The following is a 24,515-nucleotide window of genomic DNA, read 5'->3' on the forward strand; positions in this document are numbered from 1 at the left end:
TCCGGCAAAATCATGCGCCGCATCCTGCGCAAAGTCGCCGAAAACGACTACAAAGCACTCGGAGACACATCAACGCTCGCTGACCCAGACGTCGTCGACGACCTCATCAATAACAGAATGAATAGGGGGAGGTCATGATGGATGGCAGCAAAGGGCCAAAGCGCCCCCCCGTTCTGATCCTGCTCGGACCACCGGGTGCTGGAAAAGGTACCCAGGCGCGCATGCTCAGCGAGCGGTTCGGGTTTATTCAGCTCTCGACCGGCGATCTGCTGCGGGCTGCGGTTGTTGCAGGCACCGACGCGGGCAAGAGGGCCAAATCCGTTATGGAGGCTGGTGGGCTTGTCAGTGATAACATCGTTCTGGCGATCCTCGCCGATCGTCTGGCAGAGCCTGACTGCGCAAATGGTGTGATCTTGGACGGCGTGCCCCGCACCACCGCGCAGGCAAAGGCTCTGGACACACTGCTGGCAAACGCCGGTCAGAGCATTGACGCTGCCCTCGCCCTTGAAGTGGACGATGTGGAGATGGTCGTTCGCATCGCCGGGCGGTTTACCTGTGGCGCATGCGGCGAAGGATATCACGACAGCTTCAAGGCACCCAAGGTCGAGGGTGTCTGCGATTGTTGCGGCGCGCAAGACATGAAGCGCCGTGCCGATGACAAGGCAGAAACCGTGATGGCCCGCCTTGATGCATATCATGCAGAAACGGCGCCGCTCATTTCATATTACGAGCAGCGCGGCGTTCTTTGGCGCATTCGGGCAATGGGAGATATCGACGAGATTGCTGCGAAGATCACCGGCGTCGTTGCAGCAATAACAGCTTAAAAAAGACCGGGCGCGGCGTGTTCGGCGCGTTCAATAAACCACACAAGGAGGAGCGCCAAAATGGCGGATCAAACCACACAACATGAAAAGGCGGCGGAGGGCGACAGTGCCTACTGGTCGGCCAATCTCCGCATCATTGTCATCAGTCTCATCATCTGGGCGCTTGTCTCGTTCGGGTTTGGCATTCTGCTTCGCCCGCTTCTGAGCGGCATTAGCGTTGGTGGCACTGATCTGGGCTTCTGGTTTGCCCAGCAGGGTTCGATCATCGTATTTCTGGCGCTGATCTTCTTCTACGCGTGGCGCATGAACCGTCTCGACCGTGAATACGGCGTGGACGAGGAGTAAGAGAACATGGATCAGTTTACGCTTAACCTTCTTTTCGTGGGCGCAAGTTTTGCGCTTTATATCGGAATTGCGGTCTGGGCACGTGCCGGCTCAACATCCGAGTTCTATGCCGCTGGTCGCGGCGTTCACCCAGTCACCAATGGCATGGCGACCGCTGCTGACTGGATGTCCGCCGCGTCATTCATCTCGATGGCAGGTCTGATTGCCTTTACGGGCTACGATAACTCGTCTTTCCTCATGGGCTGGACTGGGGGCTATGTCTTGCTGGCGCTGTTGCTTGCGCCGTACCTGCGGAAGTTCGGTAAGTTCACGGTGTCCGAGTTCATCGGGGACCGGTTCTATTCGCCGACCGCGCGGCTTGTGGCAGTGATTTGTCTGATCGTGGCATCCGTGACGTATGTGATCGGTCAGATGACTGGCGTTGGAGTTGCATTCGGGCGCTTTCTTGAGATCTCAAATACGGCCGGGCTGCTGATCGGCGCATGTGTTGTTTTTGCCTATGCAGTGTTCGGCGGCATGAAGGGTGTGACCTACACGCAGGTGGCCCAGTACGTCGTGTTGATCATGGCCTATACAATCCCGGCTATCTTCATCTCACTACAGCTAACAGGCACACCGATCCCTGCGTTGGGACTGTTCGGTGAATATACGCCAGGTGGGGAAAGCTCCGGGGTTTATCTGCTGACCAAGCTTGATCAGGTTGTGACCGATTTGGGATTTGCCAGCTACACCGAAGCGCACAAAGACAATCTGAATATGGTGCTCTTCACCCTGTCTCTGATGATCGGGACGGCGGGTCTGCCCCACGTCATCATGCGCTTCTTTACCGTTCCTAAGGTATCTGACGCCCGGTGGTCTGCCGGTTGGGCGCTGGTCTTCATTGCGTTGCTCTACCTGACAGCGCCAGCGGTTGGTGCGATGGCACGGTTGAACATCACAGAACTTATGTGGCCTGAGGGCACAGCAGGTGAAGCGGTGTCTGTCGAAACCATCGAGTCCGATCCGCAGTATGATTGGATGCTGACATGGCAGAAAACCGGTCTTCTCGATTGGGAAGACAAGAACGGGGATGGCCGCATCCAGTACTACAATGACAGTTCTGACACGATCGCAGACCGTGCGGCTGCTGCAGGCTGGCAAGGCAATGAGCTGACCAACTTCAACCGTGATATTCTGGTGCTCGCAAATCCGGAGATCGCAAACCTTCCGGGGTGGGTCATCGGTCTTGTCGCAGCGGGCGGCCTTGCGGCGGCTCTGTCGACGGCGGCGGGTTTGCTCTTGGCTATCTCATCTGCGGTAAGCCACGATCTGGTGAAAGGCGCAATCAATCCCAATATCTCGGAGAAGGGTGAGCTTCTGTCCGCCCGGATCGCGATGGCGGTGGCGATCGCAGTGGCGACTTGGTTGGGTCTCAATCCTCCAGGATTTGCGGCGCAAACCGTGGCGTTGGCCTTTGGTTTGGCTGCGGCATCGATCTTCCCTGCACTGATGATGGGCATTTTCTCCAAGCGCGTGAACAATGTTGGCGCTGTTTCGGGGATGCTGGCCGGTCTGATCTTCACCTTGCTCTACATCTTCCTGCACAAGGGCTGGTTCTTCATCGCGGGCACCAACTCCTTCCCGGATACCGTTGATGGATCACTGTTCGGTATTCAGTCGACGGCAATCGGTGCGATCGGTGCGTTGATCAACTTCGGCGTGGCCTATGCTGTCTCCACGGCAACGAAGGACACACCGCAAGAGATCAAGGATCTGGTGGAGAGCGTGCGGTCCCCTAGGGGTGCAGGCGCCGCTGTGGATCACTGATCCGTCCATGAGGACTTAGCACATAGCCCTATCCCGCATGTTCGTGGGGTAGGGCTTTTCAATAGGGGCATATCTCTTGTGAATACGGTCGCCGCGACTTTTCTGGCAAATCTCCATCCCTATAGCGCGCTGTCCGAGGCCGCGCAGGACGATATGCTGGCCCATGTCAGATTGATGGATCTGGCCGCCGGCGAGACCGTTTATAAGCTGGGCGAACCGCTTACCGGAATCTATGTCATCGTGTCCGGAACAGTCGCAATCACCGATATCAACAATGTTCAGGTTTCCCGTCTTGAGACTGGCAATACCTTTGGCGAACGGGGATTTCTGAAGGACGGAAGCGCCGCAACCACAGCAAAGACGGAAGACCCGACCCGGCTGATGTGCATTCCGGGGGCGTACTTCAGTCAGTTGCTTGACCAGCACCCACCCATCAAGCGGTTCTTCAATCGTTCTGGACAGGCCGAAGATCGCGTTCAGGGTCACAAATCCGATCTGGCCACAATGCGCATTGCTGACCTCATGGCTTCAGACCCGATCACATGTTCTGGGTCCACGACCATTCTAGAGGCCGCGCAGATGATGCGGGACAACCGAATTTCCTCGCTCTGTGTGATGGAGGGCGATGCATTGACCGGTATCGTGACGGTGCGGGATTTGACCAACAAGGCACTGGCTGAGGCGCTGCCGTCCGACACGCCTGTGTCCCAAGTGATGACGGCCGGTCCCAAGACACTGCCCCCCACAGCGATCGGCTCAGACGTTCTTCACCTCATGATGGAGCATGCCTGGGGCCATCTGCCCATTGTGGATGCAGGCAGGCTTGTTGGTATCGTCACGCAAACCGATTTGACGCGCCATCAGGCGGCAACGTCGGCAGGCGTAATCGCTGCGGCGGCCCATGCCGAGAACGCGCAGGATCTTGCACGGATCACTGCGCGAATTCCGAGGCTTCTGGTCCATCTCGTGGCCTCGGGCAATCGGCACGACATTGTCACGCGTCTGATCACTGATGTGGCGGATGTCGTCACCCGCCGTCTGCTTGCATTGGCGGAAGCGAAGTTCGGACCACCGCCAGTGCCGTATGTGTGGCTCGCCTGCGGCTCTCAAGGCAGGCAGGAACAGACCGGCGTTTCGGATCAGGACAACTGCCTGATGATTGATGACAGCGTCGATGCTTCTGATCTGGGCTACTTTGAAGACTTCGCAACCTTCGTATCAGATGGCTTACATGCTTGTGGTTACGTGTATTGCCCTGGCGATATGATGGCCACTAACCCGCGCTGGCGGCAGCCCGTCGCCGTGTGGCGTGACTATTTCAAAAGCTGGATCGCGTCCCCAAGCAAGGAGGCGCAGATGCTCGCTTCCGTTATGTTTGATCTCAGACCTATCGGCGGGCGAGCCGAGCTTTTTGAAGGGGTGCAGACCGAAACACTCGCAGCTGCGTCAAAGAACTCGATCTTCACAAGCCATATGGCCAGCAATGCCACGACCCACGGAACCCCGCTTGGGCTGCTCCGAGGTTTTGTCACGATCCGGTCGGGGGAGCATCGCAATACAATTGACATGAAGCACAATGGCGTGGTGCCGGTCGTCGATCTGGGTCGGATGTATGCGCTGCAGGGTAAGTTGCAGGTCGTCAACACCCGCGCGCGACTTGAGGCTGCCATGTCTGCTGGCATCGTCAGCCCTGGCGGTGGGCGGGATTTGCTTGATGCCTACGATCTCATCGCCCAGAGTCGGCTGGAGCACCAAGCAAAGTCGATCAAAGCTGGGGCGGCGCCAGATAACTTTCTACCGCCGGCCGCGCTTTCCGATTTCGAACGCAGCCATCTGCGTGATGCATTTGTGGTTGTGAAAACGATGCAAGCCGCTTTGATGCAGGGACGGGGTGTTCTGGGCTAAAGCATCAAAAAGGGGAGCCGAGAGATGTTCTACGAATTGATCGGGGTATTCGTTGCCGGTGCCGTCGCCGCCCTTTTGTTCTGGGCGCTGAACCGGACGTTGAAAGGTATATTGCCCAGCTGGCTGATGCCGGTTTGCGCGGGCGCGGCGATGCTGGCCGCCACGATCTCAGGCGAATATGGATGGTTCTCGCGTACCACGGCCAATCTACCCGAAGGGATCGAAGTCGCGCAAACGGTCGAGGAGACTGTTTTCTACCGGCCATGGACCTATGTCAAGCCTTTCGTGACACGGTTCGTTGCCGTGGACCGGGCCACGATGAAGACGCATCCGGCCAGTCCGGAACAACGTATGGTCGATCTTTTGTTCTACGGACGATGGTCCCCTTTGATAAAGGCGCCCGTCTTGTTCGATTGCGCCGCCGGACGGCGCGCGGATCTGATCGACGGCGTTGAGTTTTCTTCGGATGGTCAGGTGTCTGACCCGGACTGGATCGCCGTGGGTACAACGGATCCCATCCTGCAGACTGCGTGTCGGAAGGTTTAGATATGAATGGATTGAGCCTGAGATTAAGAGCGTTCCTTCTGTTTTGTGCGATTGCCATCGGCGGCATAGGGATAACTCTGGTTGCACTGCTCCTTGCTTATCGGCAGCTTGGATTGCCCGATGTGTCTTCTGCATTCGTGACGGCCTTTGTCGTTGCATCTTTTGGATTCGCCTTGCTCTCGGTTGGTATCTGGCTGTGGGTTGATGACCATTGTGCAAAGCCACTTGAACGGCTGGCGGCGGATATCCGAACCCGGGCGCATAGTGGGCATAGCTCCGATCTTGATCCGAGCAGCGCGCCGCATCTCGGTGATATCGGCCCGGCTGCGGCAGCGCTATGCACCCACATGCGCGCTGCACGGGAAGAGACCGGGCGTCTTGTTACGAAGGAAACCGCGCAGCTCGTTCACGAGAAGGAGCAGTTGATCGCGATCCTGTCCGATATTCCGATCGCTGTCATGATGGTCAACGCGGCCCATCAGATCGTTCTCTATGACGGGCAGGCGGCTGAGATGATGGAACGGGAAGCGCCGGTGCGCCTCAACGCGTCCGTCTATGATTATTTCAAAGAAGGGCCCCTGAAAACCGCAGTGAAGGAGTTGCGGGCTGCGGATGCAAGTCGGATCGCTGCAGTTCTGGAAAGTAGGTCCGGCGCATCTTACAGCGGACATCTTCGCAAGACGGACTACAAGGGTGGCTATACGCTGATGCTGGAGCCGATGAGCCCAGATGCCGAGCGTCCGCTGACCTACGATTTTGCACTTTTGGAGCGGCGGACAAGCGTCAATCTGGAGGACACGCCTCTGCGGGATCTCAGCTATGTTGTGTTCGACACGGAAACCACCGGGCTTTTGCCCCATAAAGATGAGGTCGTTCAGATCGGTGCGGTGCGTGTCGTCAACGGCAAACAGGTGGTCGGAGAAAAGTTCGACTGTCTCGTAAATCCGGGCGTTCCAATTCCGAGGACGGCCAGCCGTGTCCACGGGATCACTGACAGCATGGTCGCCACGTCTCGCGATATCATCGACATTGGACGTGACTTTCACAAGTTTTCGACCGGTGCGGTCATGGTCGCGCACAACGCCCCCTTCGACATGGCGTTTCTGCACAGATACTCAAAGCAGATGGGGGTGCGGTTCGATCATCCGATCCTCGACACCGTTTTGCTGTCGGCAATTGTGTTCGGTGCATCGGCACGGCACACGTTGGATGATCTTTGCGCACGGTTTTCTATCACCATTCCACCCCATCTGCGCCACACTGCAATGGGCGACGCTGTTGCGACAGCTGATGTCTTTACATCGATGCTTCCCATTCTCGAAGCGCGTGGTATCTCGACCTTCGGGGACGTGCTGTCAGAGATGAGAAAGCACCAGCGAATCCTCAAAGACCAAAACGAATGATTGTCCGAAGGGACGAAAACGGCGACTGATCGTGAGAATCTCGTTATGGTTTACGGTGAGATCTGCGCTGAAACCCGCCAAATTTTGTTTCGACTTCCAACTTTATTGTTATTTTGTTTCTCAAATCCGCGTAAATCGGCGATATTGCGCTGACCGTATCAGTTAACGAATAAGACTTTTTTGTGTTCAGTTAACCAACTTTTAACCATTTTCCGCGTCGCCGTATCCGCATTGTCAACAATTCGTCCATATTGCGTAGATTTTTGGACGCAATTCGTAGGCAGTGTTCACATCACGAAGAAGGCCGACCTGGACGGCCGCTAGAAACATTTTGGCATTTATCGGAGACAGTCAAATGAAGAGCATGACGCTCAATAAACTTCTTTCAGGCACCGCGCTTGGTTTCGCCATGCTCAGCGCTCCTGCATTTGCAGAGCCAGTGACCCTGACCACAGAAGACGGTTCCATCACCATTTCTGGTGAAATTAAAAACTTTGACGGTACCAATTACACGATCGAAACAGTGATTGGTACGGTTATCATGTCTGCACAGACGGTCAGCTGCCAAGGTGCAGCATGCCCGGTTCTGGCGCCACAGGAATCCCAGTTTAAATTTGCAGGATCCCGCGCACTTGCCGACAGCTTGATCCCGACGCTGATCAGCGATTACAGCAAATCTATCGGCGCACAGTCCGAAAGCAGCGTGTCCTCGAACGGCAGAGCTGTTTTCTCGTTCGACACCGAACAGGCTGGCAAAGCTGAGATCGAAGTCGCTTCCACCAACTCGCGCGACGGTTTCGAGGCGCTGGTAGGGGGCGATGCAACGTTTGCTCTGGCAACACGTCCTGCACGTAACCGCGAAGTTCGCGCCGCCGCAGACGCAGGCAAAGGCGAATTGCGTACACCACAGCAAGAGCACATCGTTGCTGTTGACGGTCTTCTGCTTGTGACGCACCCGGACAACCCGGTTCGCGCCGTATCCGAAGTCAACGCGGCCCTCGCTTTTAGTGGTCGTATCGCAAACTGGTCCGAGCTCGGCGGCAACAACGCCCCGATCAACCTCTATGTGCGTGAAGCTGACAGCGGCAGCCGCGAAGTGTTCGACAACCTCGTGATGCGCCCGAACGGTCTTGCTGTTGCGGCGAATGTCACAGTGCTCGACTCTGACCAAGCTATCTCTGACGCTGTTCAGCAGGATCCAAACGGATTTGGCTTTACGAGCTTTGCGAACGTCGGTGAAGCGGCTGCGCTCGACATTCAAGGTGTTTGCGGACTTCGTACACCGGCCAGCGCGTTCACGATTAAGACGGAAGAATATCCACTGACACGTCTGATGTACATGTATCAGGCGGGTGACCGTCTGGACTACCACGCGAAAGGCTTCCTTGATTATCTGGAAACCGATGAGGCGCAGGAAGCTGTTGCGCGTGCAGGGTTCGTGGATCAGTCGATCTCGTCCGAAACGATCAACTCCCAAGGTATCCGGGTTGCATCCGCTGTTGTGAACAACGAGACGCCCGAGGATTTCGCCGTTATGCGCGATATGCTTGAGTTGCTCTTGTCCTCTGACCGTATGTCCACGACCTACCGTTTCGAGACCGGTTCTGCCCGTCTTGACGCGCGTGCTCAGGCCGACGTTGCGCGTCTTGCGGAGCTTTTGGAAAGTGATCGGTTCAGAAACAAAGAAATCCTCTTTGTTGGGTTCACCGACTCTGTTGGTAAGTCTGATCTGAACCAGCTTCTGTCGCTGCAGCGTGCCGAGCTTGTTCGTCGGAACGTTCTTGCTGAAAACCCAAGTCTGCGTAACTCGATCAAGACACGCGCTGTCGGTTTTGGCGAAGTTTCGCCGCTGGGTTGCAACGAAACCGATACTGGTCGCCGCATCAACCGTCGTGTTGAAGTATGGGTCCAAGACATCGTCGCCGCCGATCAATCTTAATCAATGGTCAATTAAGAAACACCAAACTATCTGAGCGGACCTCATGTTCAACCTGAGCGCTCCGCCGAGAGGAGTAAGACAAATGAAAACTCTAACTAAGTTTCTGACCATTGCGGCAATGGCTCTTCCATTGCCTGCGTTGGCGGATCCAACGGCCTGCGACCCGGGCGAAGAAGTGCTGAAGTTCAGCGTCGTCACAGCGCTTAAAGGTCACCCTAAAGGTGAAGCGGCGCTGGCCTATGCGGCAGTGATCAACAGTGAGCTTGACGGTCGGTACTGTGTGGAAGTCTACGGAAAGAGCGATCTTTATCCTGATGACGACACATTGTTCACCGCTCTGCGTGAAGGCGACGCACATTTTGCAATGCCTGCATTTGCAAAGACCAGCTCTTTCAGCGCCAAAGCTGACATCTTCAACCTGCCATTCCTTTTCGATGGCCCACTGCATGTGTTGGAATTTCTTCAGTCCGATACGATCGACCAGATCGGTGACGACTTTGTAGATGATGGGTTTGCGGTTCTGGGGTATGCCAGTAATGGAATGCGCCAGTTTTCGGCAACCGTCCCAATGCGGTCCCCTGGTGATGCAGAAGGTATGTCCTTCCGCGTATCTTCAGGTTCTCCAATCACTGCGGCAGTTCTCAACATCATGGGTGTCACACCGGTGAAGCTGAAGTTCGCGGACGTTTATGACAACCTCGACAATGGAACGGTGCAGGGTCAAGAAAATACCTATGCAAACATCGAAAAGATGGGGTTCTACGAAGTTCAGGCCGCTGTCACGGAGACGAACCATACCTATATCGGGTATCCAATGATCGCATCCTTGAGCTTCTTGGATAGCCTAGATGCTGAAACCCGGAGTGTCTTCGTGAACTCGGCAAAGCTGGTGCTTCATGAAAGAAATCGGTTTGCGTTCGAGTTGAACCAACTCAGCCGTCAGAACATCTTGGATGACGATGGAATCATCATTCGTCTGTCCGACGGCGAGCTTCAGGAATGGAGAGACGCATTTGCGCCGGTCCTTACAGAATTCAAATCCTCCATTGGTGATGAATTTGTAGACGCAGCAATCGCGATCAACGCTGCGGCGGACCCATTCAACTAAGTCACAGACCAAGACAAAAGGCCCCCCTCCCTGTTTGGGCGGGGGGCTTTTGCCGTTGTGAGAGTGATCCAAAGAGGGTGAAAAACGGCCGTTTTTTACGCGTTCCGCTGCGGAACTTTCATGAGGACGACACATGTTATCGTTTTTTGATCATGAAATCGCCTGAATTCAGGTAGATAAAAGTTTAATGGAGACGTTGTTACATAGTTCGGAGCTTTTTTGGGGATGCTCTGGTAAGCAAATGGGGGGCACCAATCATGGGTGCTGATGGGAAGATGCAAGCAGTAACAAAAAATGGCGGGATTACCGAAGGCGATCCTGCGGATGTGAATGACGAACTGGAGCCGGGCACAGAGCTTCTGGATGGTCTCTACAAGATCACGGAGTTTCTGAACAGCGGTGGCTTCGGGATGACATACCTGGCCGAGGACAGCCTTGAGCGCCGTATCGTCATCAAAGAATGCTTTCCTGGATCGTTTTGTCGGCGGATCGGAACGAAAGTCGCCGTACGCTCACGCGCCCACGAGGCAGAGCTTCGCCGCATCGTAAAAAGCTTCAAGCAAGAGGCGAAGAGCCTTGCGAAGCTTGAGCACGCCAATATCGTCGGCATCCACCTCGTGTTTAACGACAACGACACGGCCTATATGGCAATGGATTACATCGAGGGGACAGACCTTCTCGACCTGATCGAGGACAAATCCGGTCTGCTGACGCCCGAGAACAACATCTCGATGCTGCGCAAGCTGATCAACGCGATGTCCTACGTTCATAAAAATGGCCTGTTGCACCGCGATATCTCGCCCGACAACATTCTTTTGAACGAAAAGAAAGAACCGGTTCTCATTGATTTTGGCGCTGCGCGGGAAAGTTCCCAGAAGGCCAGCCGCCTTCTATCTGCGCTGAGTGTTGTCAAGGACGGGTACTCCCCGCAGGAATTGTACCTTCAAGGCAGCGATCAGGCAGCGTCAATCGACGTGTACGCATTGGGCGCAACCTTCTATCATGTGATCAAAGGTGAAACGCCGCCACCCAGCCAATCTCGCTTGATGGCAGTCGCTGAAGGGGACGGCGACCCCTATGAGCCGCTCCTCGGGAATGTCGAAGGCTACCCTGAAGCGTATCTGAAATCCATCGACCGCGCGTTGGCCGTTCTGCCGAAAGATCGCTTCCAGTCCATGGAAGACTGGTTGGACATGATCGACGGCAAGGATGTTGCCGACGGAAATGTCATCCCGCTGAACGTAGGTGAGCCTCGCGCGGAAGCTCCAAAGCCGGAGAGCACTGCGGACGTCGAGCCAGTCGTTGAAGCCGCTGTGGCGTCCACATTGGCAACGGAGCCTGCGAACAAAAACAAAGCAATTCTTTTGGGCTCTGTCGCAGCTGCCGCAATCGTGGCGGTTGGCGTTGCCTACGTTGCGTTGTCTCCGAGCGAGCCAACCGAGGTTGCTGCCGTTGACGCGCCATCGATCCAAGCGGACGTGGCTGCTGTTGCGCCTGCTGTTGAGGCACCTTCAACCACCGAGACACCTGCACCTGCCGAAGCGGTAGAAACACCTGTGATTGCTGCGCCGGAAGTTGTCGTTGAAGCCCCCGTCGAGCCCGCTGCGCCAACAGCAGCGGACGTCATGGCGACGCTCAACCCGGCAACGATAGATGACGTTTTCACTCCGGCTCCAGAAGCAGAGTTGGTCGACCCTGCACCAACTGCGGCGGAAGTTATGGCTGCTGTTGAACCTTCCGCAATTCAGGACGTCTTTGTGCCCCCGCAAAGTTCTGAATTTACGGATGAAATCATGGCTGCCGTACCGCCAAGTGCGATTGAGGATGTGTTCGTCCCAGAAACGCTTGAAGTTGACATACCCCTGGCAGAGCGTGTCTCACCTATTGCACCCGTTCTGATGAGTGATGCGCCTGCGACAGATGGATTTGATCCGACGCAGCCGCTTGATTTCGGTCCGGGCGTTGCAGTGTCTTCCGCGAATGGCGATGCCGTGCCTGAAACGCTGAAAGTTTCTCAGCTTCAGGGGGGCGCGTCTGTTTCTGATGGCAACCCCGACGGTTTGGCTCAGATCGACCGCGCCACCTATGTTGCGCCGCCGAAGCCGGAGCCCGCGCCAGTTGAAACAGCTGCTGCACCGCTTGTCGTCATGCCACTTGTTGTGGAACCCGAGGCAGTACCCGCGCCTGCGCCAAGTGCTGAGGCCGAGGTTCTTTTCTCCGTTGTTGCACCTACAGCAAACTCCTCCAATACACCTTCTGTTGACGCAAGTTTTGAAGGCCGCTGGGACGTCAGTCTGAGCATCGACACGGTGTCCGAGCAATCAGAATACGGTGTGTTCCCACGGATTGTAGGTGTGACAGCGCCGGAAGTGCTTGCCTATAATCCTTGGATTGAGGTTGGCCAGACCATCTTCTCGATCAACGGGGAATTGGTTTCCAACGAAGCGCAAGTGAAAGAACTGTTCCTGCAAAACGCCAACGTTGATCGGAATGACAATCTGACGGCGAGCGTTCTGATCCGGGACGGTGATGCGCTGATCGATCACCAATTGGCTTTGCCTGCGGTGCGCGTTACTGAACTGGAGAACGGCACTACGCTGCGCAGTTCCACGAACAACGGACTGTGGTTTGCAGAGGTGACTTCATTGTCAAACAACGGTGCGAGTGGCCTTCAGATTGGCGATCGCATCATCAGCGAAGATATTTCGGGACTGTCTGTGATGTATCCTACGGCGATTGAAGACATCCTGACGAGCGTTCTTTCGGACAACATTGCAGAGGCTGAATTCGTAGTTCAGCGTGGCAATAACGAACTCCTGGTAACGGAGCCGCTTACAAACTAAGCGGCCCCGGCCACCCCACTACTACCAGTCTCGCGTCATCCCACCTATTGCGTTTAGGCGTTCTAGGTTGACGATTGTTGACAGCATGATGCGATCTTGGCTCCACCCGCTTTGTTTTTGGATCGCGACAGCCGTTATTCCGACTGCACCAGCGAGAAATAAACTGACGGCAATGGTGGTCCGCTTTCTGATGGTCGGTTCCGTATTCTTTGCCATGGAATTTGCCCGCTCTGCCAAAAGGTTATGTGCCTTCATAGGCTGGCGTTTGGGGGCAAATGGTACACCTGTCAGCACCACACGAGGCTCCGCCGGTTCATGGCTGTCTGCACAGACCCGCAAGAGGCAACTGAGGTAGCGCTGCGGACTGATAGATAAGCGGGCAATCACCGCCTGATCGCAGTTAAGTTCTCTTACCCGTTCAATATCACGCTTCCAGCCATGGAAGGCTGGGTTCCAGAAGAACAATGGCCGCAGAAGCTCCAACGCAAATTCCCACGTGAGGTCTCCGTTGCGGACATGCTGAAACTCGTGCGCCATAACGAGTTTTAGGTCATTCGGTCTCGCCAAAAGTACGTGCGGGAGGATCACGTAAAACCGAAAAAGCCCGCGGGTGGAAAACGGTGTATCGATCCGATCGCTAATCAAAACGCGTGTCCGCCGAGATGTTCGCCAAACATAGGCTTGCCCCAGTATTTTTCGGAGCCCTAGACCCTGACGAACAAGCTTCAGAGCATGTACCAAGGCACCAAGGGCAAGCAGCGTGAGAATCGCGCGGGTGACAGGCATCGTTTGGCTGATCATCGCGTCCACCCATATGTCGCGGCTGTTCAAGACCTGCTGAAAGGTCATCGCGTCGAGCGCAATGTTCCCATGAAGATATTGGCGGACTGTCCAATCCGAAAGCGTCTGCAGCGGCAGGCCAGCGACGCCGTCCGGTCCGAACAGAAGGCCGGCACAGGACCCTATGCCGAAAGCCAGAAGCGTGACTTGCGCAAAAAACAGGTGGCTTCTGTGTGCCTGACTGTATCCAAGCGTGGCCAGAGATCTCTTCGCAAGACTCCAAACCAGAAAGGACGCCACAAGCAAGATATTGGCGTCGATATACAGATGTGCGAGCGTTTCAAGACGAACCATCTTTCAACCTCCGGTCCAGAAGTGCGCGAATTTCTTCAAGAGCTTCGGTGGATAGACCATCATCATCCACCAGCCGTGCGACGAGCGCCACCGGAGTGTTGTCGAACAATTTTTGCGATAGGTCACGGAGAGATCTGGACTGGTAGTCGTCCTTGCTCAGTACAGGTTCGTAAATGAACGTCTTGCCGACCTTCGTGCTGCTGACGAATTTCTTCTGCTCGAGAATGCGCATAATCGTCGCGGCAGAGGTGTATGCGAGGTTCCGATCGGCAGGAAGCGCTGCCAATAAATCACGCACGCTGCCTTCGCCGATGGCCCAAAGCAGGGTCATAAACTCAAGCTCGACCTCTGTGAGAAGTGTGATTTTCTTGCGTTGCCTCATGTCATGTCCGATTGCCTCAGGCCCGGCGAAAAACCCGCTGAGGCGTTAAACCTTCCAAAAGCAGAAACCGCCCCACGCTATTGCGAGCCCCAGCGGAATCCAGAGCGGTGTTCCGAAGAAGCCGAGCCATGCGAGGAAAATGTACGCTGTTCCAAGCAGTGAGATGAACAAGCGGTCGCCGCGTGTCGTTGTCAGACCGAGAATACCCGTCCGTTCTGCTCCGCCTGGGCGCTTGATTTCCAGAACGGTAATTATGGCCATCGCTGAGAATATTCCAATGAAGACAAAAGCCGTCGGCCAGGTCCATGCCATCCAACTCAACATATCAAACTCTCCCGAGGGCAAAGCCCTTCGCGATATAGTTACGAACAAAGTAGATCACGATAGCCCCGGGGATGATTGTCAGAGTGCCAGCTGCGGCCAGCAATCCCAACTCATAGCCCGCGCTTGACGCGGTTTTGGTCATCGTCGCAGCGATCGGTTTGGCTGCGACAGCAGTCAATGTCTTGGCCAGCAGCAATTCGACCCATGAGAACATGAAACAGAAGAAGGCCGCCACGCCCACGCCCGCCTTGATCGTCGGCAGGAAGATCGACACGAAAAAGCGTGGGAAGGAATAGCCATCCACATAAGCGGTTTCGTCCAACTCCTTTGGGACGCCGGACATGAAGCCTTCGAGGATCCAGACCGCCAGCGGAATGTTGAACAGGCAGTGGGCAAGTGCAACTGCGAGGTGGGTGTCGAAAAGACCCACAGCCGAATAGAGCTGAAAGAACGGCAGTGCGAAAACCGCTGCGGGGGCCATGCGATTGGTGAGAAGCCAGAAGAACAGTTGCTTGTCACCCAGAAAACTGTAGCGCGAGAAGGCATAGGCCGCGGGAAGTGCCACGATAATTGAGATCACCGTATTGAGCGACACGTATATGATTGAATTGATGTAGCCCCAGTACCAAGTTGGGTCAGTAAAGATCACCCGGTAGTTTTCCAGCGTGAATGTCTGTGGGAACAGTGAGAAGCCCGACAGGATCTCGTTGGTTGTCTTGAAGCTCATCGCCACAAGCCAGTAGATCGGCAACATCAGAAAGAGGATGTAAAGGATCGGAATGAGGCTACGTTTCTTCATTTCCCATCATCCTTCGTCATCAGAGTGTAGAAGAGCCAAGACACCAAGAGCGTGATCGCGAAGTAGATCAGGCTCATCGCTGCAGCAGGGCCTAAATCGAACTGGCCGAGTGCGATTTTCACCAGATCAATCGACAGCAGGGTCGTCGAGTTGCCCGGTCCACCGCCCGTCAGAACGAATGGTTCGGTGTAGATGTTGAAGCTGTCCATGAAACGCAGCAGGATCGCGATGGTCAGGACCGTCTTCATCTTAGGCAGTTGGATATGGCGAAACACGGACCATGGACTGGCCCCGTCGATCTTGGCCGCCTGATAATATGCATCGGGGATCGAGACGAGGCCCGCGTAGCTCAGAAGGACAACCAGCGATGTCCAGTGCCAGACATCCATGGTGACGATCGTCACCCAAGCGGCAATCGGATCCTGGGTCATGTCATAGGAGATACCCAGCGTGTTGTTCATAAAATAGCCCAGTAGGCCGATCTCGGGCAGGGTGAAGATGTTCCACATCGCGCCGACGACATTCCAAGGGATCAGCATGGGCAACGCCATCGTGACAAGACAAACGGGAACCCAGAACCCTTGGCGCGGCATCGCGAGCGCGATGATGATGCCAAGGGGGATTTCGATGGCAAGGATCAGACCGGTAAAGAGAAATTGACGACCGAGGGCGGCGTGAAACCTATCGGATCGCAGGATTTGCTCGAACCAGTCGAGCCCCTGCCAGAAAAACACGTTATCGCCGAACGTCTCTTGGACGGAATAATTGACCACCGTCATCATTGGGATCAGCGCATTGAACGCGACCAGAAGGAGGACGGGCAGAACGAAGTACCAACCGTACTGGTTTTGGGTTTTCATGATGCGGCCTCCGTCGCGATCCAACCATCCCGGTAGAGCCGGGTCTGATCTGGTCTGAATGCCAGTTTGACGGACGAGCCCTTCACTGGGGTGTCCCCTTCCAGAATGGCTTTGACTTCGATGTCCCCGACGCGGGCTTCGACCACATTATGGCGGCCGACATCTGCGACCTTTGTGATCGTCGCGTCCAATCCTTGATCCGCGATGGAGACGAACTCGGGGCGGATCCCGATCTGTGTTTCACCGTCCCCTTGGGAGGCCGGTCCTTCGAGCGCCACTTGCTCCCCTTGAAAAAACGCACCGCCGTCCCGCAGATCGCAGGGCAGGATGTTCATACCGGGTGATCCAATGAAATGGCCGACAAATGTATGCTGCGGACGCTCAAATAGGTCGACAGGTGTTCCCATCTGTACGATTTCTCCGTCCTGCATAACGACGACCTGATCCGCGAAGGTCAGTGCTTCGGTCTGGTCATGCGTCACATAAATCATTGTGGCCCGCACGCGCTGATGAAGCTCTTTCAGTTTTGAGCGCAGCTTCCATTTCAGGTGAGGGTCAATCACGGTCAGGGGCTCGTCAAACATCACAACATTCACGTCATCGCGGACGAGGCCGCGACCCATCGAGATCTTCTGCTTGTTATCCGGGCTAAGTCCGGCTGCGCGGAGCCCGAGCATATCCGTTACCTCAAGCATATCCGCGATTTCCGTGACGCGCGCATCGACCTTCGCCGCCGCGACGCCGCGGTTGCGGAGCGGGAACGCGAGATTGTCGTAGACGGTCATCGTGTCGTAAATCACCGGGAACTGGAACACCTGTGCGATGTTACGCTGGTCCGGGGGCAGGGACGTAACATCCGTATCATCGAAAAGAATGCGTCCCTCGGACGGATTGAGCAGACCAGAGATGATATTGAGCAAGGTCGACTTGCCGCAGCCCGATGGGCCGAGCAGGGCGTAAGCGCCGCCATCTTCCCATGTCAGGTCTATCTCTTTCAGCGCGTAGTCATCGCGAGTCTTTGGCGTGGCACTGTAGCTGTGACGCAGATTTGAGAGCGTGATCTGTGCCATCTAAGCCACCAACTTTCCATCGGGTGCAAAGTAGTAACAATGCGCGGGATCCATCCAGAAGGCGTGGTCTTCGCCGACTTCATAGGGGTGAACGCCATGGGCGAGCGACACCCAGTTGTCGGTTCCCATCAGGAAATGAGCACTTGATTCCGATCCGCTCAGTTCCGTCACTTGCACCTGGCCTGTCAGCTCAACCGCTTGCGCACCTTGGGAGGCGGGTGTGACATGGTGCGGTCGCACCGCAACAGTGTAGGCTCCATCCGGCAGCGCCGCGGCCTGACCGTCCAGTGGCCATGAAACGCCGGTTGGTAAGCTCGCTTGCGCGCCGTTTTTCTGGATTGTCGCAGAGTTTATGGGGGGATCCGAGAACACCCGTGCGGAGGTCAGGTTCGCAGGTTTGCGGTAAATCTCTGCTGTCGGGCCAAACTGCGCGACATGGCCATCATGCATCAACGCGGTTTCCCCGCCAAGAAGCAGCGCCTCCTCCGGCTCGGAGGTCGCATAGATCACCACGGCCCCGCGACCGGCAAACAACTCTGGCAGTTGCTCGCGCAATTCCTCTCGCAACTTGTAATCTAGATTGGCAAGAGGCTCGTCCAAGAACACCGCTTGGCTTTCTTTCGCGATCGCGCGGGCCAGCGCCGTCCTTTGCTGTTGGCCGCCGGACAATTCTTGCGGACGGCGGTTCAGCATGGGGCGAAGTTGAAGGATGTCGGCGGCCTCTTCGACGCGGCCTTGGATTTCGGATTTCGCCATGCCTGCGACCCGAAGAGGGGAGGCGATGTTATCGAAAACGGTCATGTGGGGGTAATTCACAAAAAACTGGTGGACCAGAGAGATGTTGCGCTTCTGTGGAGAAAGCTTTGTCACATCCTGGCCGTTAATCAGGATCTGGCCGGAGGCAGCGAGATCAAGACCCGCCATCAGTTTGATCAGTGATGTCTTGCCGGACCCGGTCTCGCCCAACAGCACATTGAAATGGCCGGTCTGCAAAGTCAGCGAGGTCGGCTTGATATGGATGATCTGGCCGATCTTCTTGGAGATGTCGCGCAACTCGATCATGGCGGGACTCCGGTGTGATGTGTGGAAACGGGACGCAGGCGTTGCCGCGTCAAAGTGCCAGCCCCACGCATCGGGGCGGGGCTGGCAAATTTGTTACTGGGACGACCAGCGCGCAACCAGTTCGTCATAGTTGACGGTCTGGCCTTGCGGCTTTTCGTTGTCCAGCTTTGGCTTGGGCGAGCCGGGCTGGGACAGCCAGTACTCGGGATCACGCTCTTCGTTCAGGCGTGGGCCACAGCCACCATAGACTTCCTGTGCCTCGTCCGCACGCTGCATCCGAGCCATGGTGATGTCCATTTCCTCGGCCAGCCGGTCCATCGCCTCTTGTGGCGTGAAAGCGCCAGAGTTCACGTCACCGATTTGCTGCCACCAGATCTGGGCCAGCTTCGGATAGTCAGGCACGTTCACACCGGTTGGAGACCATGCCACGCGATCAGGCGAGCGGTAAAACTCGACCAAGCCACCCAGCTTTGGCGCGCGCTCGGTGAAGCTTTCGTGATTGACCGAACTGTCTCGAATGAAGGTCAGACCCACCTGGGACTTCTTCACGTCGACTGTTTTGGAGGTCACGAACTGTGCGTAGAGCCACGCAGCCTTCGCGCGTTCAAGCGGTGTGGATTTCAGGATCGTCCAAGATCCCACATCCTGATAGCCAACCTTCTGGCCTTCTTCCCAGTACGGGCCATGTGGCGATGGCGCCATCCGCCACAGCGGGTTGCCCTCGTCGTCTACTGTATTGTTGCCTTCGGATTTCGGCTTCACCATGTCCGCAGTAAAGGCGGTGTACCAGAAGATCTGCTGGGCCACGTTGCCTTGGGCCAAAGCTGGCAGGGACTGGTAGAAATCGTAGGACGCCGCACCGGGTGGTGCATAGTTCCGAAGCCATTCATCCCACTTGCGGATTGCATAAACAGCAGCAGGCGCGTTGGCGGCCCCGCCACGGGATACCGACGCACCCACTGGGTTACAGGTGCCTTCCTCCATCCGGATGCCCCATTCATCAACGGGTACGCCGTTTGGTTCGCCGACCGAGCCAGCGCCCGCCATGGACAGCCACGCATCGGTCATCCGCCAGCCAAGATCTGGGGCGCGTTTGCCGTAATCCATGTGGCCGTAGATCGTGACGCCGTCGATTTCCTTTACATCGTTCGAGAAGAACTCGGCGATGTCCTCATAGGCAGACCAATTGACCGGAACGCCAAGTTCATAGCCATACTTTTCCTGAAACGCTGTTTTCAGATCCTCACGGTCGAACCAGTCCTTGCGGAACCAATACAGGTTCGCGAACTGTTGGTCGGGCAACTGATAGAGGTCGCCATCCGCACCGGTGGTGAATTGCAGCCCCATGAAATCGTCGAGATCCAGTGTCGGACTTGTGACGTCTGCGCCGTCGCCTGCCATGAAGTCAGTCAGGTTGTACGCCAGCTGCAAACGGGAGTGAGTACCGATCAGATCACTGTCGTTGACATAGGCATCGTAAAGGTTCCGCTTGGTCTGCATCTGCGTTTGAACCGCCTGCACGACCTCGCCTTCGCCCAAGATCTGGTGGTTCACCTTGATCCCGGTGATTTCCTCGAACGCCTTTGTCAAAACCTCGGATTCGTACCCATGGGTCGGGATACCTTCGCTGAGCACGTTGATCTCCATCCCGGAGAACGGCTCGGCGGCATTGATGAACCATTCCATCTCCGACATCTGCTCGTCCTTGCTGAGCGATGAAGGCTGGAATTCTGAATCAATCCATTTCTGTGCTGCGGCCGCATCGGCAAAAGCAGCATTGGACCCCGCAACAACGGCACTTGCCGCAACTGCGGAGAGCAGATACTTGCGCATCTTGTCTCCTCCCTAACATTTTTTAGTCGGACGACTGCCGACACGTTAACCATCATCGAAGATGTGACAATTTGTCAAACTAAATAATTAGTAGAAAATTAATTTCACGATTTCAGATGGTTGTCGGTCACGCGGTCGTCGGCCTGAGTGTGTTGGGCAGCCATGTTGCCAGCTCAGGAATCGCTATCAGCACAAAAACCATCAATACCATGATCAGGAACATCGGGATCGCTGCACGTGCAATGAAACCCATTTCGTGATCGGTCATGCCTTGCAAAACGAACAGGTTGAAGCCGATGGGTGGCGTGATCTGCGCCATCTCGACCACGACCACGATGAAGATGCCGAACCAGATCAGGTCGATGCCCGCCTGACGCACCATCGGTTCGACAACGGCCATAGTCAGAACGACCGATGAGATGCCGTCGAGAAAGCACCCGAGGATGATATAGAATACGAGAAGTACCATCAGTAGTTCGAAGCGGGTCAATTCCCACGCCGCGACCAGTTCCGCGAGACCGCGCGGCAGGCCCGTAAAGCCCATAGATAGGGATAAAAATGCGGCACCCGCGAGAATGAGGGCAATCATGGCAGATGTTCGCGTCGCTCCCATCAAGCTTTCTGTGAATGTCGTCCAGTTGAGCGAACCTTGGCCAAGTGCGAGCAGGAGCGCGCCGATGACGCCGAAAGCGGCCGCCTCGGTGGCGGTCGCAAAGCCCAGATACATCGAGCCGATCACCACAAGGATCAAACAGATCACCGGCAGCAGAAAACGGGAGTTTCTGACCTTTTCCGCGAAGGTTAGCTTCGGTTCTGAGGCGGGGGCCCAGTTGCCCGACAGCTTCGCGTAGATCGCGACATACCCCATGAACATCGCCGCCAACACCAGCCCCGGAACAATGCCCGCAAAGAAAAGTTTTGTTATGCTTTCATTGATCGTGACCCCGTAGACGATCAGCGTCAAAGAAGGGGGTATCATCAGACCAAGCGTCGCCGCGCCGGCGAGCGTTCCGATGACCATACGCTCGGGATATTGGCGCTTCCGCAATTCGGGAATAGACATCTTTCCGACCGTTGTAAGCGTCGCTGCCGAGGATCCGGAAACCGCCGCAAAAACTGTGCAACCGACGATATTCGTGTGAACCAGACCACCCGGCAAGGGCGCCATCCAAGGACTGAGCCCGCGAAACATATCTTCGCTCAGCCGCGTTCGATACAATATCTCGCCCATCCAGATGAACATGGGCAGGGCGGTCAGTGTCCAGGACGATGATGTTGACCAGATGGTCGTCAGCATCACGTCGCCGACCGGGCGCGACGTGAACAACTCCATCCCGACCCACGCAACACCCATAAGAGCCAACCCGACCCAGACGCCCGAACCGAGCAGGGTGAACAGCACAAACAAGAAAAGAAGAATGACTGACAGGTTTTCCATGCGTTATTCCCCGCTGGCCTGATCGTGCAGGTTTCGGTGAATGCGGTTCTCCCCCTTCAGAATAAGGTGCAAAAGGTTGTCAGTCAGCGCAATCGCCAAGATAACTGCGCCCAAAAGCATCAACCCCTGCGGCATCCACAGAGGTGTCTTGTCCTGCCCTTGGCTCACGTCGCCGAACTTCCACGACCAGAAAACAAAGCGCTGCGCGTAGTAAACGAAGTACCACATCACGGCCGTCGCGATTGCAAAACACCAAATATCCAGCCACCTGCGAGCGGTTGGCCCGAGTGCATTCAGAACGATGGAAACGCGAATATGGCTCCCGCGATTGAGCGCGTTTGCGAACGCAAGAAAAGACGCCGCCGCCATTGCATATCCCGCGTAATCAGGGGCGCCCGGAAAGACCTCGCCCGTCCAGCGCGCCAGCATTTGAACCAGTATCAAAAGCAAAATGGCAATCAGGCTCAATGCAGCCAGCACACCGGCAGCGGTATAGAGCGCGTCGAGAGATTTGCGTAGCGCAATCATGGCATTCAACCTGATCGTACAGTTTGAGGGAGCCTATCCCCCGGAGCATCGAACCCCGAGGGACAGATCAGATCAGTTTTTGAACGCGTCCACGATTGCCTGACCGTCGTCACCTGCGGCTTCGAGCCACTCTGCGGTCATCGTCTCGCCAATTGTTTTCAACTCACCAACCAGCGTATCACTTGCCGGGGCCACTGTCATGCCGCCTTCGGCCAGACCGTCCATTGTGAACTGGGTATAGTCCTTCGACAGCTGCAGGCCATTCGCCTCAGCCGTTGCGGCGCAATCTGTCAGCACAGTTTTGTTCGCATCGCCCAGCCCATTCCAGGCATCGCTGTTGACCATCACGTAGTTCCGCGGCAGCCAAGCGTCGACCTCATAGAAATAGTTCAGGCTTTCCCAAACCTTGCGATCATAGCCCGTTGCGCCAGACGATACCATCGACTCGGCCACACCGGTGGCAAAGGCCTGGCTGATTTCTGCGGCTTCGATTGTTACGGGCAGCATACCGGTCAGTTCCGCCAGTCGCGCCGTCGCGGAATTGTAAGACCGGAACTTCACGCCTTTCATGTCCTCAACCGAAGTGACTTCATCCTTGAAATAGAGCCCTTGGGGCGGCCAAGGCACCGCATAGAGCAGGGTCAGGTTTTGCTCTGCCAAGACCTCTTCCAACTTCGGCTTGGCCGCCTCGTAAAGCGCGACGCTGTCATCGAAGGAGGTCGCGAGAAACGGAACAGAGTCAAATCCAAAGAGCGGGTTTTCGTTTTGATGCCCTGACAGGAGGCGTTCCCCGATGGGCACCTGACCGGTTTGGACAGCGCGCTTGATGTCCGCCCCTTTGAAAAGCGAACCGGACGGATGTGTCGTGATTTCGATCTCGCCGTTCGTGCCGGATGTTACGCATTGCGCAAACTCCGCTGCGTTTTCTGAATGGAAATTCGTCGCAGAGTAGGCCAGCGGCATGTCCCACTTCTCGGCCAATGCTGGGGCTGCAGCGGTCACGGCCGTTGCAGCCAGCGCATATGTCAGTCGTCTCATAAGTCTCTCCTTGTTCTGCGGGCCTGGTTTCTCCCAGACATCATTTTGATCCACCGAAGCGTGCAGGCGAATAGCACGCGACGTCAACATTTGGTTTGCGCCCGGATATCATTTGGGCGACCAGTCGTCCGGTCTTGGGGCCGCCGGTCAGGCCGACATGGTGGTGGCCAAACGCCATGTAGAGACCGCGCCAGCCGGGCACCTCGCCGATCACCGGAATGCTGTCCGCAGGCGCCGGGCGATGGCCCATCCAGCGCTCGGCCCGTGACCATGTCAGGCCCGGTAGGGCGGCTCGCGCGCTGCGTTCCAAAAGCTCAAAAGGTGGCTCCGACGGCGGGGCGTCCAACCCCCCGAACTCCACGACGCCAGCAAGCCGCAATCGCCCCTCCATAGGCGTCGCCACAAACTTGCCAGCAGCGACCATGGTGGGCGCGTTGGGCATGATGGATGGATCCCACAGGTCGATGTGGTAGCCGCGCTCACTTTCGAGCGGGATGCTCAGTCCAAGTTTTCCCGCAAGCGGTTTCGACCATACGCCAGTCGCCAGAACGGCCGCATCACAGGTCAGGCTGCTTCCGTCGATTTTCAGATGGGTCAGACGACCACCGTTTCGTTGAAATCCGCTGATCTCACCTTTCAGAATACGCCCACCGTTCGTCGCAAAGTGCTTTGCAAGATGTTTGACATAAGCCCCGGGATCCGTAATCCGGCCGTGATTTGGAAGCTGGATGCCAAAAGACAGATTTTCCGCGAAAACAGGATCGTAAGAACCCAAATCAATTTCCGACCATTCGAAGCCATTTGCCTTGCGAACATCCCATCCAAAGGCGTCACCCAAGAAGGCCGCACGGTCCGGATAGGCATATATGTAGTCGCCGGGCACGACAAATTTCGCCGCATCGGTTCCGGCGCTCAGCGCCTGATGATCCGCAAGGCTGTCTCCGATCAGAGGTGTCAGCGCTTTCGCGATGCGTCGAGCATCTGCCGCGTTTGCATGCTTGAGATATTTTCCGAGCCAAGGCAGCAGTTTGGGAAGATAACGCCATTTGAGGAAAAGCGGTTTCGTCGAATCAAACAGCATGGCGGGTGCCTTGCGAACAAGTCCCGGTACGGTGACAGGCACAACCGCACAGGACGCCAAAACGCCGCCGTTGCCATAGCTTGTGCCTTCCCCGGGGCCTGCCTTGTCGATAAGTGTCACGTGGTGACCATCGCGTTGTAGCCAGATCGCCGTTGCGACACCGACGATGCCTGCCCCAATCACATGGATATGCTTTGGTTCGGTCATTGGCCTACGGTGACCATCTCTGTCAGCTCATGCAATTTCT

At 56.1% G+C, this 24,515-nt stretch carries 21 protein-coding genes; 9 read left to right on the top strand and 12 right to left on the bottom strand.

Annotation, left to right across the window (positions count from 1 at the left end):
- Positions 1–137 precede the first annotated feature (137 nt).
- The 9 genes from KIN_RS00005 to KIN_RS00045 all read left to right on the top strand — a co-directional run bounded on the left by KIN_RS00005 (position 138) and on the right by KIN_RS00045 (position 12,719).
- Complete coding sequence (locus KIN_RS00005) at positions 138–824, top strand: adenylate kinase (protein WP_159805254.1); 687 nt, start codon at positions 138–140, stop codon at positions 822–824.
- Positions 825–884: 60 nt separating this feature from the next.
- The gene (locus KIN_RS00010) at positions 885–1,169 is read left to right on the top strand and encodes a DUF4212 domain-containing protein (protein ID WP_159803924.1); all 285 of its coding nucleotides are present in this window, start codon (positions 885–887) and stop codon (positions 1,167–1,169) included.
- A gap of 6 nt (positions 1,170–1,175) precedes the next feature.
- Positions 1,176–2,975, top strand: a complete 1,800-nt coding sequence (locus KIN_RS00015) for a sodium:solute symporter family protein (protein ID WP_159803925.1) — start codon at positions 1,176–1,178, stop codon at positions 2,973–2,975.
- Positions 2,976–3,053: 78 nt separating this feature from the next.
- Positions 3,054–4,880: a DUF294 nucleotidyltransferase-like domain-containing protein gene (locus KIN_RS00020; protein WP_243144774.1), complete on the top strand. Its 1,827-nt coding sequence runs from the start codon at positions 3,054–3,056 to the stop codon at positions 4,878–4,880.
- Positions 4,881–4,904: 24 nt separating this feature from the next.
- Entirely contained in the window at positions 4,905–5,426 is a 522-nt protein-coding gene (locus KIN_RS00025; protein WP_159803926.1) for a hypothetical protein, read from the top strand.
- Between the two features lie 2 nt (positions 5,427–5,428).
- Entirely contained in the window at positions 5,429–6,829 is a 1,401-nt protein-coding gene (locus KIN_RS00030) for an exonuclease domain-containing protein (RefSeq protein WP_159803927.1), read from the top strand.
- Positions 6,830–7,184: 355 nt separating this feature from the next.
- Positions 7,185–8,768, top strand: coding sequence for a phosphate ABC transporter substrate-binding/OmpA family protein (locus tag KIN_RS00035; RefSeq protein ID WP_243144775.1), 1,584 nt, complete (start codon positions 7,185–7,187; stop codon positions 8,766–8,768).
- A gap of 82 nt (positions 8,769–8,850) precedes the next feature.
- Positions 8,851–9,876, top strand: a complete 1,026-nt coding sequence (gene dctP / locus KIN_RS00040; RefSeq protein WP_159803928.1) for a TRAP transporter substrate-binding protein DctP — start codon at positions 8,851–8,853, stop codon at positions 9,874–9,876.
- A gap of 275 nt (positions 9,877–10,151) precedes the next feature.
- Positions 10,152–12,719: a serine/threonine-protein kinase gene (locus KIN_RS00045; RefSeq protein WP_159803929.1), complete on the top strand. Its 2,568-nt coding sequence runs from the start codon at positions 10,152–10,154 to the stop codon at positions 12,717–12,719.
- 21 nt (positions 12,720–12,740) lie between these two features.
- On the opposite strand, the gene KIN_RS00050 is transcribed toward KIN_RS00045, so the two are convergent.
- The 12 genes from KIN_RS00050 to KIN_RS00105 all read right to left on the bottom strand — a co-directional run bounded on the left by KIN_RS00050 (position 12,741) and on the right by KIN_RS00105 (position 24,475).
- Positions 12,741–13,853 (bottom strand): M56 family metallopeptidase, encoded by a 1,113-nt coding sequence (locus KIN_RS00050; RefSeq protein ID WP_159803930.1) that lies wholly within the window; start codon positions 13,851–13,853, stop codon positions 12,741–12,743.
- Entirely contained in the window at positions 13,840–14,235 is a 396-nt protein-coding gene (locus tag KIN_RS00055) for a BlaI/MecI/CopY family transcriptional regulator (RefSeq protein ID WP_159803931.1), read from the bottom strand. The genes KIN_RS00050 and KIN_RS00055 overlap by 14 nt, the downstream gene beginning before the upstream one ends.
- Before the next feature lie 45 nt (positions 14,236–14,280).
- Positions 14,281–14,559: a DUF2160 domain-containing protein gene (locus tag KIN_RS00060; protein WP_159803932.1), complete on the bottom strand. Its 279-nt coding sequence runs from the start codon at positions 14,557–14,559 to the stop codon at positions 14,281–14,283.
- Position 14,560: 1 nt separating this feature from the next.
- The gene (locus KIN_RS00065) at positions 14,561–15,358 is read right to left on the bottom strand and encodes a carbohydrate ABC transporter permease (protein ID WP_159803933.1); all 798 of its coding nucleotides are present in this window, start codon (positions 15,356–15,358) and stop codon (positions 14,561–14,563) included.
- A complete protein-coding gene (locus KIN_RS00070) occupies positions 15,355–16,218 on the bottom strand; it encodes a carbohydrate ABC transporter permease (RefSeq protein WP_159803934.1) in 864 nt (287 codons plus the stop codon). The genes KIN_RS00065 and KIN_RS00070 overlap by 4 nt, the downstream gene beginning before the upstream one ends.
- Complete coding sequence (locus tag KIN_RS00075; RefSeq protein WP_159803935.1) at positions 16,215–17,288, bottom strand: ABC transporter ATP-binding protein; 1,074 nt, start codon at positions 17,286–17,288, stop codon at positions 16,215–16,217. Before KIN_RS00075 ends, KIN_RS00070 begins: the two co-directional genes overlap by 4 nt.
- The gene (locus KIN_RS00080; protein ID WP_159803936.1) at positions 17,289–18,350 is read right to left on the bottom strand and encodes an ABC transporter ATP-binding protein; all 1,062 of its coding nucleotides are present in this window, start codon (positions 18,348–18,350) and stop codon (positions 17,289–17,291) included.
- Positions 18,351–18,443: 93 nt separating this feature from the next.
- Positions 18,444–20,183 carry an ABC transporter substrate-binding protein gene (locus KIN_RS00085; protein WP_159803937.1) on the bottom strand — a complete coding sequence of 580 codons (1,740 nt, stop codon included), beginning with the start codon at positions 20,181–20,183 and terminating at the stop codon, positions 18,444–18,446.
- 127 nt (positions 20,184–20,310) lie between these two features.
- Positions 20,311–21,621 (bottom strand): TRAP transporter large permease, encoded by a 1,311-nt coding sequence (locus tag KIN_RS00090; protein ID WP_159803938.1) that lies wholly within the window; start codon positions 21,619–21,621, stop codon positions 20,311–20,313.
- Between the two features lie 3 nt (positions 21,622–21,624).
- Positions 21,625–22,149: a TRAP transporter small permease gene (locus tag KIN_RS00095; RefSeq protein ID WP_159803939.1), complete on the bottom strand. Its 525-nt coding sequence runs from the start codon at positions 22,147–22,149 to the stop codon at positions 21,625–21,627.
- Positions 22,150–22,221: 72 nt separating this feature from the next.
- On the bottom strand, positions 22,222–23,187 hold the full coding sequence (locus tag KIN_RS00100; protein ID WP_159803940.1) for a TRAP transporter substrate-binding protein: 966 nt from the start codon (positions 23,185–23,187) through the stop codon (positions 22,222–22,224).
- Between the two features lie 40 nt (positions 23,188–23,227).
- Complete coding sequence (locus KIN_RS00105; RefSeq protein ID WP_159803941.1) at positions 23,228–24,475, bottom strand: NAD(P)/FAD-dependent oxidoreductase; 1,248 nt, start codon at positions 24,473–24,475, stop codon at positions 23,228–23,230.
- Between the last annotated feature and the right edge of the window lie 40 nt (positions 24,476–24,515).

It is taken from the genome of Litoreibacter roseus (assembly GCF_009811795.1).
GTDB classification, from domain to species: domain Bacteria; phylum Pseudomonadota; class Alphaproteobacteria; order Rhodobacterales; family Rhodobacteraceae; genus Litoreibacter; species Litoreibacter roseus.